The 13176-nt window shown below is 30.5% G+C and carries 12 protein-coding genes and 1 riboswitch; of the genes, 7 read left to right on the top strand and 5 right to left on the bottom strand.

The window, feature by feature from the left end:
* The first annotated feature begins 255 nt into the window (after positions 1 to 255).
* The 5 genes from FOC48_RS08615 to yycI all read left to right on the top strand — a co-directional run bounded on the left by FOC48_RS08615 (position 256) and on the right by yycI (position 6250).
* Positions 256 to 1254, top strand: coding sequence for a Tle-like phospholipase domain-containing protein (locus FOC48_RS08615; protein ID WP_003147479.1), 999 nt, complete (start codon positions 256 to 258; stop codon positions 1252 to 1254).
* Positions 1255 to 1498: 244 nt separating this feature from the next.
* Positions 1499 to 2203, top strand: coding sequence for a response regulator YycF (yycF, locus tag FOC48_RS08620; protein ID WP_003147481.1), 705 nt, complete (start codon positions 1499 to 1501; stop codon positions 2201 to 2203).
* Complete coding sequence (locus tag FOC48_RS08625; RefSeq protein WP_003147482.1) at positions 2203 to 4128, top strand: ATP-binding protein; 1926 nt, start codon at positions 2203 to 2205, stop codon at positions 4126 to 4128. The genes yycF and FOC48_RS08625 overlap by 1 nt, the downstream gene beginning before the upstream one ends.
* An 11-nt stretch (positions 4129 to 4139) precedes the next feature.
* Positions 4140 to 5453, top strand: coding sequence for a two-component system activity regulator YycH (gene yycH, locus FOC48_RS08630; RefSeq protein ID WP_003147484.1), 1314 nt, complete (start codon positions 4140 to 4142; stop codon positions 5451 to 5453).
* Positions 5450 to 6250 carry a two-component system regulatory protein YycI gene (gene yycI, locus FOC48_RS08635; protein WP_003147485.1) on the top strand — a complete coding sequence of 267 codons (801 nt, stop codon included), beginning with the start codon at positions 5450 to 5452 and terminating at the stop codon, positions 6248 to 6250. The genes yycH and yycI overlap by 4 nt, the downstream gene beginning before the upstream one ends.
* A 57-nt stretch (positions 6251 to 6307) precedes the next feature.
* On the opposite strand, the gene FOC48_RS08640 is transcribed toward yycI, so the two are convergent.
* On the bottom strand, positions 6308 to 6742 hold the full coding sequence (locus tag FOC48_RS08640; protein ID WP_003147486.1) for a Dps family protein: 435 nt from the start codon (positions 6740 to 6742) through the stop codon (positions 6308 to 6310).
* 249 nt (positions 6743 to 6991) lie between these two features.
* Here FOC48_RS08640 and yidD point away from each other — a divergent pair, with 249 nt between their 5' ends.
* Entirely contained in the window at positions 6992 to 7243 is a 252-nt protein-coding gene (gene yidD, locus FOC48_RS08645) for a membrane protein insertion efficiency factor YidD (RefSeq protein WP_003147487.1), read from the top strand.
* A 244-nt stretch (positions 7244 to 7487) separates the two neighbouring features.
* Here the strand turns inward: yidD and FOC48_RS08650 are convergent, their stop codons facing one another.
* Together FOC48_RS08650 and hemH are read right to left on the bottom strand one after the other, a co-directional pair.
* Positions 7488 to 8003: a rhodanese-like domain-containing protein gene (locus tag FOC48_RS08650; RefSeq protein WP_003147488.1), complete on the bottom strand. Its 516-nt coding sequence runs from the start codon at positions 8001 to 8003 to the stop codon at positions 7488 to 7490.
* 309 nt (positions 8004 to 8312) lie between these two features.
* A complete protein-coding gene (gene hemH, locus FOC48_RS08655; protein ID WP_003147489.1) occupies positions 8313 to 9467 on the bottom strand; it encodes a ferrochelatase in 1155 nt (384 codons plus the stop codon).
* Positions 9468 to 9791: 324 nt separating this feature from the next.
* Between hemH and FOC48_RS08660 the strand changes: the two genes are divergently transcribed.
* On the top strand, positions 9792 to 10148 hold the full coding sequence (locus tag FOC48_RS08660) for a DUF1310 family protein (RefSeq protein ID WP_003147490.1): 357 nt from the start codon (positions 9792 to 9794) through the stop codon (positions 10146 to 10148).
* Between the two features lie 136 nt (positions 10149 to 10284).
* Here FOC48_RS08660 and FOC48_RS08665 read toward each other — a convergent pair whose 3' ends face one another.
* Positions 10285 to 10845: an ECF transporter S component gene (locus tag FOC48_RS08665; protein WP_003147491.1), complete on the bottom strand. Its 561-nt coding sequence runs from the start codon at positions 10843 to 10845 to the stop codon at positions 10285 to 10287.
* A 207-nt stretch (positions 10846 to 11052) separates the two neighbouring features.
* Positions 11053 to 11165: riboswitch (FMN riboswitch) on the bottom strand.
* 123 nt (positions 11166 to 11288) lie between these two features.
* Positions 11289 to 13091: a glutamine--fructose-6-phosphate transaminase (isomerizing) gene (gene glmS, locus FOC48_RS08670; protein WP_003147493.1), complete on the bottom strand. Its 1803-nt coding sequence runs from the start codon at positions 13089 to 13091 to the stop codon at positions 11289 to 11291.
* Between the last annotated feature and the right edge of the window lie 85 nt (positions 13092 to 13176).

Consider the following 13176-nt stretch of genomic DNA (forward strand, 5'->3'; position numbering starts at 1 on the left):
GGATGTGGAAATTATTATCCTATAAGTTGATTCCGTATTTATTAAATCTATACAATTATTATATCAAAAATAATTATTGATTTAAATAGCTAATTGAAAATCATAATCAATTATGATTCTGTCTTTAAAAAAAATCAAAAAAAATTGAAAACTTAACTTGAGAAAGTACTGTTCATAACGAAAAAATAAGAAAAAATTAATTGTTTGTGATAAAATACTTATTAAGAAATATTACGAGGATGGATAGAAATAGTAATGGATAGATTGTTTGAAGTGACAAGTTACGCATCGTTTATAGTGTATCATATAGAAGCGATGGATAAAATCAAAGTTCCCAAAAGAGTGATACGTGAATATGTAAATCTTCAAAAAACAGTAAATAACTTTCCGCAAGAGTTAGATTATATATGTAGTTTTTACGATGAAAAAACAGGGAGTAGCGGAACTTTGTTTGAAAATGTTGTAGAAGGGAATTATATTTTATCTTACACAGGCACGAATTTTTACTTTGATAGACAAAAAGATATGTATGCTGATGTTGTAGGGGTTTGTTTAGGTCAAGGGGAACATTTAACTCCGTGTTATAGATTTTATACAAGAATGAAGAAAAAATATGGTGATGATATCATACTAACTGGGCATTCTTTAGGTGGAAGTATTGTGCAGCGAGTTGCTATTGAGTATGATGTGAAGGAAAGTGTAGTTTTCAATGCTGCTCCTGTATATTTAATAAGTGGTATAGATATTTTTATGGATAAAGAAGTTGATGAAGAGTTGTACACTACGCGTATGAAGAAATATCTTAGAAATATGAAAAAAATTGCTATTAAGAAAGCTTTTTTTACAGGTTCTGTTAAAAGGGTTGTTTCGGAGTATGATATATTTACGCGTATAGCTGAGTTGCTTTCTATTGGTTATTATGTTGGTGATGAAATTATAGTTAAAGAAGCCGGAATGCACGGGATTAAGAGTTTTTTAGATATATATAAGAAGTCATTCGGAAGTTCTTTTGAGGGTGGAGAAAGTCAAGATGAGTATTTATCTTCAGAATATAAAGATTTTGGTTTGGCAGAGATAGGGATATTAAGTAATTTTTCTGAGGAACGAATAGTAGAGTTAGAAAAGCAATTGAATATTCTTCTTACTAGCGATACTGTAATCTCTAATTTGAATAAGAATCCATACAATGTTAACTTTGAATTTTTTATAAAAGCTATATTAAGAAATATTCAGAAAGCTAAAGAAAAACAATAATAGATTCCTTGTCTGACGTTTTTGTCAGATGAGGAGTTTTTTTGTATGTGTATAATGGCAGGTTTATGTGTTTTATAGGTTGTTATAAAAACTTTGTGTTTTCTCGTAAGTGATAGAGTGTTAATCGCTTGCTTAAAGTTGTAACTTATTGGAGAAAAATGATATAATGTAGATAGCTATATGCATTCTTGCGAACAAGTAAGAATATATAAAAATACTTAGTATTAATCTAAGGAGGAAGATGATGGCAGAATATAAAATACTAGTAGTCGATGATGAAGAACCGATTGCTAACATACTAGATTTTAATTTAAAAAAAGAAGGTTATGATGTAATAGTTGCTAATGATGGAGAAAAAGCGGTGGAACTTGCTTTTAGTGAAAATCCTGATTTGATTCTATTAGATTTGATGTTGCCGAAAAAAGATGGAATGGAAGTATGTAGAGAAGTACGTGCTAAAAAGAATATTCCAATTATTATGCTAACAGCAAAAAATAGTGAGATAGACAAGGTTTTAGGATTAGAATTCGGTGCTGATGATTATGTGACTAAACCTTTCTCAACACGTGAGCTTATGGCTAGGGTTAAGGTAAACCTACGTCGTGTTACTAAGCAACAAGAAGAAGTTGTAGAAGAGAAGAGTGGTAGTGACCTTGTAATCAAGGATATTGTAATTTATCCAGAAGCTTATGTTATTAAGAAAAATGGTGAAGAAATTGATCTAACACGTAGAGAATTTGACTTGTTCTACTATCTTGCTCAACACCGTGGCCAAGTTTTAACACGTGAGAACTTACTGCAAACAGTATGGGGGTATGATTATTTCGGAGATGTTAGAACAGTTGACGTGACTGTAAGAAGATTACGTGAAAAAGTAGAAGATGATTCATCACAACCAGAATATATAATGACACGTCGTGGTGTTGGTTACTTTATAGGTGAAGAGTAATGAGTTTTTTCGGTAAGAAATTAAAGAAAAGATTCTTTTCATCAATCCGAACTAAGTTCGTAATAGTATATGTATTAGTTAACATAATATCGTTACAATTAATCGGATTGTTCTTTACAACACAATTAAGAAACAGTAATATAAATACATTTGAACAAAATATTATCGAACAAGAAAAAATATTAAATTACCACATTCGTGAGGAGCTTGATAAGGATAGTACGAAGAGTGGAGAAGAGTCGACGGATGCGGAGAATAATCCTAGCCAAGATTCTACAAGCAATAATCGAGATTCGAAAAGTGGAATAGTAAAACTAGTTAGTGAATTTAATATCCAGAAATTATTACTTGTAAAAGTTATTGATAATAACTCGAAAATTTTAGCAAGTTCATCAAAAAATGGAAATGATGATTATCTTGCTAAAAGATCTTTTGATCCGCTTGTTAGTCAAGTTATAAAAACGGGTGAGAGTACTAAACAAATTCAGAACAATGCTGATAGTAATAAGCGTGTCTGGATTTATGTAAGTCCTGTGAAAAAAGATAACGAAGTTGTTGGTGTAATATCACTTATGGCAGATATAGAAAGTGTCTATCAAGAGGTAAGTAGTATTTCAAGATTGTTTATTGTAGGAACTATACTATCAATATTAATAACTACTGTGATAGGATTTGTCGCTTCTAAAACCGTAACGAGTTCTATTGAAAAAATGAGTTCTCAGGTTAAGAAGATGGCTTTAGGAAATTATGGTACTGTAGTTGGTATAGATACAGATGACGAGATAGGAGATCTTGCTAAAGTATTTAATCAGATTTCTAAGAGAATCGAAGAAGAGCAGGCTGTAACAGAGACGGAACGTAGGAAGCTTGCAACTATTATCGAGAGTATGATGGATGGGATTATTACCACTGATAATAATGGAAAAATAATCTTAATTAATACTAGTGCTGAAGATATGCTAGGCGGACGTGATGATGAAATTTTCATTGGAAAAGACGTTCTAAAGATTCTTAATATTACAGAATATGAAAGTATTGAGGAAATACTAGAAGCGGAAGACAGTCTTCTTGTTAATGCATCTAATGATAGTGATGAATTACTTTTACGAGCAGAAATCTCTAAGATAGAAAAAGAGGACAAAGAAGATCTAACTCAGATGTCAACTGAGCTAGAAGGATACATTATCGTTCTTTATGACGTAACAGATCAAGAGCGCCAAGAAAAAGAACGTCGTGAATTCGTATCGACCGTATCTCACGAACTTCGTACACCTCTAACGACTATGAATAGCTATATCGAAGCATTAGAAGAAGGTGTATTAGAAGATAAGGAACTGGCTCCTCAGTTTATTGACACTATTCATAAAGAAACTACTCGTATGATAAGAATGGTAAATGAACTTATGCAACTTGGGAAAATGGATATTAAAGAAGAGCATTATGAAAAAGAGTTCATCGATATAAATAAAATGCTTGAGCAGATTACAGATAGATTTGCACTAACGCATCCAGAGAAGAACTTTATAAAACATATTTCTAAAACGCCGATATTTGTCGAAGGAGATCAAGATAAACTTACACAGGTGTTTGACAATATTGTTAATAATGCTATAAAATATTCTCCAAACGGTAAGAATATTACTATAAGAGTTAGACAGAATTACCATCATAATAGGGTTAGTATTTCTATAAAAGATGAAGGGGTAGGGATACCTTTAGTTCACATTGATAAAATTTTTAATAGATTTTATAGAGTTGATAAAAGTAGACAAAGAAGTATGGGTGGAACTGGTTTAGGGTTAGCTCTAGCTAAGACTATAGTAGAAGCTCATAAAGGGCGTATTTGGGCACAAAGTAGAGAAGGTTATGGAAGTATAATTTTTGTAACACTACCTTGTGAACAAATAGATGATGAATGGTTATAGAGGTGAGTAATATGAGAAATAGAAAAAAGGAAACTGTAAAATCAGTTATTTTAGGTATACTTGTTTTACTAAGTTTAACTTTATCTTATCTTATTATTACTTACCAACCAGATTACGAAATTTTTACGAAAAGATCTACTCAGAAAACAGTTGATTCAAATAAAAATGATCTTCTGAACTTCCTTATTCCAGATAGTGTGGTGAAAAACCAAGAAGGAACAAGGGAAGAAGCTATAATTCAAAATACAATAACAAAAGTAGCTAGCGTAGAAGGAGTCAAAGATAAAAAAGTATTAAAAGAGTTATTGTCTCTTCTTTCAGATAGTGAGAGTACGGAATCAAGGGTTAGAAACCGTAACATAGAAGATATTACGACTAATAACGTTGAAAAAATATTGATAAATTATCAGGTTACTTTGGACTCGGCACTACTTAAACCGTTATTCTTTTCTGAAGACAATTCAAACGTAAGTTTAGAATTTGATACTATAGTTTTATTGAAAGATAGACCTAATATGATTTATCTATATAAAAAAGATGATAAAAACTATCTTCAAATTACTTTAAAACAAAATATATATGAAAAGATAAATAGTAAATTTAATGAGAAAAAGCAAAATTATGCCAAATATAGTTTAAATAATAAATTTATATACCTAAAAGAAGGTGATGAAGATAATGTTATTGATGAATATAGTGCTGAAGACGTTAGTTTAAATAAATTGGCGAGAGATATTTTTGAGAAAAAAGATAATCTTAGAATCAGTAATGAAGATGAAGTGACTGATGGTTATGGAATATTAAGATCTATAAATAACAGATTAGTATATACAAATCCATCTAATGAAGGTGGACGTGAAGTAGGAGCTACTATTGCTATAAATAATACTATTAGTTTCTTAGAGTTAGGTTATGTAGGAGATACTAATTATCAACTAACAACAGCTTTAGACGGGATTAGCATTTTCCAAGAAGCGTATAAGGACTCTATAGCCTTTAGTAAAGATGGTTTTGCTGATATAATATCAGAAGATAACAGTAGTGGAATATATAAACTGACATCACCGAAGAAATTGACTAAGACTTACCTTTCATCGAAAGAAGCGGAGTTATATTCTGTAGAAAAAACAGAGTACGTAATAAACTATCTTTATGAGAGGGTTAATCTAAAAGAAATTGGTGATATAGTTTTAGGTTATGATAAAACTTATAATAAAGACAGAAACAGTTTCAGTTATACTCCTGCATGGTATGTGAAGTATAATGATAGATATATGAGTTTTAAAAAAATAAAAGAAAAGATAGACAAGGGAGAGAGACTATGAATTGGGGCAAGATGAAAACATTATTTATTTATCTATTTGTCGCTTTAAATGCAGTCTTATTAACTTTTTATGTCTATACAGTTCAAAAGAATAAAACTGAAATAGTTCAAGAAAAAGAAATAATAGAACGATCTATGAAAAATGACAATATAACTGTAGAAGAAAACGCCACAAAACGTGATAATTTAGGTTATGTTAATGTAACTATTTCAGATTTGAAAGATTATAAAAAAGAAGAAAATGGATTGAGGATTGAAGTTGAAAATGTAGACAAAACATCAACTCTAAAGGTTAGTTCAGAAAATGCTATAAGTAATGTTAATAAAGGTAGTTATAGAGCGGAATTAGACTCATTTTTACTTGAAAAATTGAAGTTGAGTGCAAATTATGTATTCTCTAGTTATAATTCTAATAAAAATGAGGTTATTTATGAACAACAGATTGATAGTTTCAGAGTATTTTCAAATAAAAATGCTAGAATAGTTTTTGAAGTTGAAAGTAATGGAGATATCAAGCGGTTTACTCTAACAGGAGTTTCTAACATAAGAAAAGATAAAAACGAAACCTTAGTTACATCTAATCAAGCTATAAACAGGCTGTATCATGAAGACTTGATTCCAAAAAATTGTAGAGTTCGTACAACTTTAGGATATTATACTTATATTTCACAAACAGAAAATCAAGTATTAATACCGACTTGGAATGTTGAGATAAGTGATAAGGATGGACAGGTGATCAACTATTATGTAGATGCTATAAACCTAAACATCTTAAATAGAAAAGGTCGCAGTTCATAAACAAATATAAAAAGCTATCTATCGCAATAAAGCGATGGATAGCTTTTACTATATGTATTAGTCTGCTAGGTAAGAACGTAACATCCATACATTTTTTTCTAATTGAGTTTTTAGTCCTAATGCTAGGTCAGAAGTACCTTGATCTCCTTCATCTTCAGCTACACCCATAAGGTGAGTTAGATCGTTGATTAGTAATTCGAAATCGTGGAATACAGCTGCAACCATTTCTTTAGTTGTTTCTTTTTCAGTTGCTTCTTTGATTGTTGCGATTTCTAAAGCGCCTTTAAGTGTAGAAACTGGGCGTCCTCCGATAGCTAATAATCTTTCAGCAACTTCATCTAAAGATTCAGTTGTGTAGTTGTAATAATTTTCAAATACTTCGTGTAGTGTGTAAAAGCTGCGTCCAGTTACATACCAGTGGAAGCTGTGTAATTTTGTGTATAATACTGTTAAATTTGCTACAAGTTTGTTTAATTCTGTTGTACGTGTCATTTTAAATTCTCTCCTTTATTTTGTAATTTATGCTTAAATTATAGCACCATGAATACGTGATGTAAAGTTTATAGTCTTATAATAGTTATTGAGAATTATTATCTAAAATAAAGGTTGATTTATCAATGTTTTCCAAGGTGAAAAAATATAAACGATAATCATTATCGGTATATGTTTTTAATCTCATAGAGCAATAAGTTGAAATTGGGGAGGTGAATTGTTAAAATTAAATAGAAAGGAGTGCTTTTAATGGCGAAGTTATGTATATTTTTAATAAAATTGTATAGAAGGTATATATCTCGTTATACAAGACCGACATGTAGATTTTCACCGACTTGTTCGAGTTATGCAATGGAAAGTTATAAGAGATTTGGCTTTTTTCTTGGAACATACCTAACTATAAAGAGACTTTTGAAATGTCACCCTTTCTATAAGGGGGAGTATTTTGATAATGTTCCTTTATTTAAAAGAGAAATATTTAAATTTAATAGAAAAAAATAAAATAAAGAGGTAGCTGAAACGAGCTGCCTCTTTATTGGGCGAAATTGTTAATTTTGGATAAAAATTTGGAATATTGATTGATCTGTTGAAAAATAAATAAGGGGTTGTTTCAACAATATAACAATTAAAATATTATTTAATTAAAGTATTCGTAGATAAATCCTCATAATTATCCACAAATATTAATTTATATTGCAAAAGTGAGGTAAATCCTTATAATTATCCACAGATGCAATAGATAATGTTATTTATCAATGCTATTTCCAGCATCTAACCATGCGGCAATTCCGCCCGGGAATCTATAGACATTTTTATATCCTGCTTCTTTTGCTAATACTGCTCCGACGTGGCTTCTTTCACAAGCAACAAAACCACAATAGATAACAATTTTTTTATCTTTATCAGTACCTAAAGTTTTTAAGAATGCTTCTTTTTCTTCTGGTTTTAAATCTTTCATTTCCTTAGGTAAACCGGCATTTACAGCACCTTTGATTTTTGTTTTTTCAAAACGATCCGAAGGAATAGTGTTGATTAAAATCATATCTTCTTTGTTATCGATAGATTTTTTTAATTCATCAGCACTTATTAAGTTATAATCCCCAGTTTTTGTAGCTTTAACAAGTTTGATAGATGCTTTTTCCACTTCGTTTTCTTTTCCGTCTTTTGCAGAACGGTTAAGACCATCGCCACTACTGCAACCTACTAAAGATACAGAAAGTAATATGCTCGATAAAGCTAAAGTTATTTTATTTCTTTTCATAAATTTAATCCTCCTTTAATTTTCACTTTTATTATAACATAAAAAACGTTTGGTATAAACAAATTATATAATAAAATTTAATTATATTAAGATAAATGGTAACTGTTACTTCAATGTTATTTATATGTAAACTAAAAAATATACAATGGAATATATAAAAATTAATAAAAAATTAATATGTTTATTAATTTGATTTATAGAAGATGTAGATGGTTTTATTTATATTTTTTGTGTAAAAAATAACTCTATTACTAGCTAGTAGAAATAGAGTTATATCTTTTTACAGTATTTATTTATAAAATATTATTTTTAGCTGAATATACTTTTAACGAAATTAAGAATTTTAGCTTTACGGCTTGCTTCTTTATTGGCTAGCATTTTTTTAACGAAATCAGGCATTTCAGGTTTTTCGTCGTCTTTCTTGTTAGCCAGCATTTTTTTAACGAAGTCAGGCATTTCGGGTTTTTCACCATCTTTTTTATTAGCTAGCATCTTTTTAACGAAATCAGGCATCTCGGCTTTTTCTTTATCCATTTCGTTAAATGTTGTTTGTTCTGGATTATGATAGATAAAAGGATTATCTTTATTACCATTAACTGCAGAAACTAGAGCTTCTATTAAACGAGCGTCATAGTTTGGCATTGGTGGTCTATGATATGCTACTCCAAATTCTTCGCAAAGTTCACGACATTCAACATCATTGTCAAAAAGAACTTCAATATGTTCACTTATAAAACTAAGAGGTACAAATATATAGTGTTTTGGGTGTTCTTTTTGGTCTCTTAAATATTCTAGTACATCAGGTTTAATCCATGGCATACCAATATCGCTTTCACTTTGCCATGTGTTTGTATAGTTATCTTTATCAAGACCTATTTTCTCTGCAATTAGTTTGGTCATATCGAAGATTTGATCAACATAAGGATCGTTATATTTCAAAGCAATTTCAGGTACACTGTGTGCAGAAAAGATAACTTTAAAGCTATAATTTTTAACTTCTGTATCGATAATTTTTTTGATTTCATCAGCCCAAAATTCAATTAATTCTTCTTCTTTATACCACGATTTTATTATATTAAATTTGATTTTATCACTCTTAATAAATCTTTCATATCCCATAATAGAATAGAATGAATAATGAGGTTCTAAAATTAAACAAATACATTCTTCAATGTTGTCTTCTTCCATTTTTGAAATTACATTAGGGATATATGGAGAAGAGAATTTATTTGCGAAGTATACTTGATATTCATCTTGTACAGCGTCTTTTAACAAATTAACTTCTTTAAGTGTTATTTCTTGAAGGGGAGAACCTTCGATGCGAAGATAGTTTTTTAATAATAAGTTGATTTCATCATCGTTAGGACGAACTCCTCTTCTAATATTCGTGAAAAATTTAGCTACGCCTTCAAATGTATAATCCTCAGGTGTTCCATATGTCATAACCAAAATAGCTTTTTTCATTATTTAACCTCTCATAATTGTATAGTTATATACGATTATACCACTTTTTGTACTAAAACACACGTATTTTTATATTGTTACAGAAATTATTATCAATTACAATATCATATCGATTAAACTTAAATTGTTTAGACTGTTATAAATATGAAGAAATTATGACGAGATTGATGATAAAAGGAAGCAATGTATAAAGTACAAGAAAAGATTAAAATACTATTGCAAAAAACTCGGAAAAGTTATAATATATAAGATAACTAAAAAGTACACTAATAAGGGAGTTTTAAAATCTCCGATTGGTAGTTGTAAAAAGGAGGAAGTGTTTAAGTGAGAAAGAAAATATTAGGAGCAATAACATTTATGGCTGCTGTAGGTGGAGTTATTTATATGAAAAATAATCCTAAGTATAAAGAAATAGTTAGAGTCGTAAAAACTGCAGATGCACGTGGTTTTTATGAGAAAATAATTTTAGAAAAAGATAAATTGGCATTTACGGCGAAGTCGAAAATAAAAGATTATAAGATTGATTATGAGAGTATAAGAAGTGTTGGAGAAAAAATTTATGCTAGATTAATAGTTAATAATGATGAAAAATTAAATATTGATACGGTACTCGATGAAAAAGATGTGAATGTAGAAGAAGTAGCACATTCGGAAAAATTAGATGAACTATTGAGTGAATAAGATAATTGTAGGGTGTAAAAATAATTTTTGGAATAAAATATTCCCTAGGAAATAATAAAAAAGGAATCCTCCATTACAGTAAGGTGAATGTAATGGAGGAATTTTTCATGGTTAAATTAATTGTTTAGTTTTATTTTTATGCAAAACGACTGCGAATACTTGTTGGTATTGATTTATAAACACTCTTAGTAACGAAGAATAAGAATGTTATTAAAGCACCTTTAAGTAGGTTGAACGGAATAATACCAGCAGTTACAATAGTTTTCACGTTAGTTACGATATCAGCTAAATTCATGATGTATCCATATGCTGGAAGTAACACGAAGTAGTTAAGTAATGACATGAATAATGTAATAGCTAAAGTACCTAAGATACCACCGATGATTGTTTTTGCAGTACCTTTTTTGTAGAAGAATACGATAATGCTAATGAAAGTAAATTCTACAACGATATTAGCAATTGATCCGATTGGCTCATGTGATAATAATGCGAAGTGTAGGAAGTTTTTTAAGAATGACACTAAAAGTGCATCTTTATAACCTAATAATAACAACGCCATGAACAGCGGGATAAATGTGAAATCAAATTTTAGAAATGGTGGCAAGAATGGCACAGCAAAACTAAAAAAAGATAGAAGTAGAGCAATAACTGCAAGCATTCCACTTAAAACAAGTGAATGAACATTTTTTTTATACATATTAAATCCTCTTTCCTATCTTCATAGGCAAAAAATAACCGCAATACAATTTTTAATACGGTGAATTTCAAATCTATATCAGATATAAAAAACACCACTTTAAAAATTTTAAAGCGGGACTGAAAGGTATGAAAAATAAGCATTGCACAATACATTGTATGACAAATATACATACGTAGTAAGGTTATATGTGCAAGTTTATTAATTCTATATCTTCTATCATCCAGACTGTACTGTCGGTTTTGGAATTTCACCAAATCAGCTTGCGCTCGCGGACTTTAACCGCCGGTCGGGAATTTCACCCTGCCCCGAAGATAATTTAATTATTTATTATAGGTTTATTATAAACCTAAGACTAAAGTTTGTAAAGAGAAAAGGCTTAACTTTTTTGAATAGATAAAAGTAGCCCAGAAATAAATCTTCCGAGCTACTTAAATTATTTATTATTCTACTGTTACTGATTTGGCAAGGTTACGTGGTTTATCCACATCTAAACCTTTAGTATAAGCTGCATAGTATGCGAATAATTGTGTAACAACGATACTTGCGATTGGAGCAAGATCTTCGTTTACGTTAGGAATCGCATAGTCACCTTCACGTGCTAATTTTTCTAATGTAATGATTAGAGTATTAGCTCCACGGCTAGCTACTTCACTTACGTTACTACGTGTATTTAAGTCAAGTTTTGCACTTGTGATAAGAGCTACAACTGGTGTTCTTTCTTCGATAAGAGCGATTGTACCGTGTTTTAATTCTCCTCCGGCAAAACCTTCTGTTTGAATGTAAGAAACTTCTTTAAGTTTTAAAGCTGCTTCACATGCACTATAGTAGTCGATTCCACGTCCAATATAGAATGCATTACGTTCAGTGAATAAGTTTTTAGCTAAGTCTTTGATAGTTTTTGTATCATCTAAGATTGATTCGATTGCTGAAGTAATTACTGATAATTCTTGCTCGATATCAAATTTAGGTTGTTTTGAAAGTTGTTTTGCTACTTCGTAAGCTAGTATGCTTAATGTTGCGATTTGAGCAGTGTATGCTTTAGTAGATGCAACCGCAATTTCAACACCTGCGTGAAGTAATAATGTGTAGTCACATTCACGAGATAGAGTTGACGCATCAACGTTAGTAAGTACTAAGAATTTATAATCTTCATTTATGCTGCGTAATTTTGTTAATACTGCACGAAGGTCAGCTGTTTCTCCTGATTGAGAAAGGAAGATGAACATTGGTTTTTTAGATAATAATGGTACGTTATAAGCAAATTCTGATGCTAGGTGTACCTCTGTTGGGATACCAGCCCATTTTTCGAAGTAGTTTCTTCCTACTAAACCAGCGTTATAACTTGTACCACATCCGATGATGTATAGTCTATCCGCATCTTTTACGTTGTTAATAATTTCGCTGTCAATATTTACATCATGTCCATCAAAGTAGTGAGAGATGATATTACGCATAGCTCCTACTTGCTCATGAATCTCTTTAATCATGTAATGCTCGTGGATACCTTTATCAATTTCTCCAGCGTTTAAGTTAGTTGAGAAACTTTCACGTTCTACAACGTTACCTTCTTTATCTTCGATAGTTACGCTATCTTTTTTCACGATAACAATTTCACCATCGTTGATTTCTAAGAAGTTGTTAGTGTACTTAATCATTGCTAAAGCATCACTACCAACATAGTTTTTATTTTCTTCTCCTAGTCCAATAAGAAGTGGACTTTTGTTTTTTGCTACATATAAAGTGTCTTTATCTTCTGTGTCGATTAAACAAAGTGCATAAGATCCTTGTAATTTAGATACAGCTTTTTTGAAAGCTTCTTTAGTTTCAAGACCACGATCGCTGTATATTTGAACTAATTGAACGATAACTTCAGTATCAGTTTCAGAAACAAGTTCTACATCTTTGAAAAATCTATCTTTAAGTTCTTGGAAGTTTTCGATAACTCCGTTGTGAACTAAGATGAAACGTTTGTTAAAGCTTTGGTGAGGGTGAGAGTTAGTTACGTTTACTCCACCGTGAGTAGCCCAACGTGTATGACCAATACCTAATTCTAGGTGAAGATCTCCAGGGATTAGGGCTTCTAAGTTTTTAATACGACCAACAGCCTTTGTTACATTAGCCTTACCATCCACAACTCCTGCAATACCTGCTGAGTCGTATCCACGGTACTCAAGACTACTAAGTCCATCGATTAAAAATTTAACTCCATTTGCTTCTCCAACAAATCCTACAATTCCACACATATTAAAAATTCCTCGCTTTTTTCTTTATTTAATTAATCTCTCATAGAAAGTACTATGAAATTTATATTCACTCAAAAATATTATA

It is taken from the genome of Gemella haemolysans (assembly GCF_012273215.1).
Classification (GTDB): domain Bacteria; phylum Bacillota; class Bacilli; order Staphylococcales; family Gemellaceae; genus Gemella; species Gemella haemolysans_A.

Excerpts from the sequence above, each read along its gene's own strand:
- FOC48_RS08615 (WP_003147479.1), top strand. The coding sequence starts at position 256 with ATGGATAGATTGTTTGAAGTGACAAGTTACGCATCGTTTATAGTGTAT.
- yycF (WP_003147481.1), top strand. The coding sequence starts at position 1,499 with ATGGCAGAATATAAAATACTAGTAGTCGATGATGAAGAACCGATTGCT.
- FOC48_RS08625 (WP_003147482.1), top strand. The coding sequence starts at position 2,203 with ATGAGTTTTTTCGGTAAGAAATTAAAGAAAAGATTCTTTTCATCAATC.
- yycH (WP_003147484.1), top strand. The coding sequence starts at position 4,140 with ATGAGAAATAGAAAAAAGGAAACTGTAAAATCAGTTATTTTAGGTATA.
- yycI (WP_003147485.1), top strand. The coding sequence starts at position 5,450 with ATGAATTGGGGCAAGATGAAAACATTATTTATTTATCTATTTGTCGCT.
- FOC48_RS08640 (WP_003147486.1), bottom strand. The coding sequence starts at position 6,742 with ATGACACGTACAACAGAATTAAACAAACTTGTAGCAAATTTAACAGTA.
- yidD (WP_003147487.1), top strand. The coding sequence starts at position 6,992 with ATGGCGAAGTTATGTATATTTTTAATAAAATTGTATAGAAGGTATATA.
- FOC48_RS08650 (WP_003147488.1), bottom strand. The coding sequence starts at position 8,003 with ATGAAAAGAAATAAAATAACTTTAGCTTTATCGAGCATATTACTTTCT.
- hemH (WP_003147489.1), bottom strand. The coding sequence starts at position 9,467 with ATGAAAAAAGCTATTTTGGTTATGACATATGGAACACCTGAGGATTAT.
- FOC48_RS08665 (WP_003147491.1), bottom strand. The coding sequence starts at position 10,845 with ATGTATAAAAAAAATGTTCATTCACTTGTTTTAAGTGGAATGCTTGCA.
- glmS (WP_003147493.1), bottom strand. The coding sequence starts at position 13,091 with ATGTGTGGAATTGTAGGATTTGTTGGAGAAGCAAATGGAGTTAAATTT.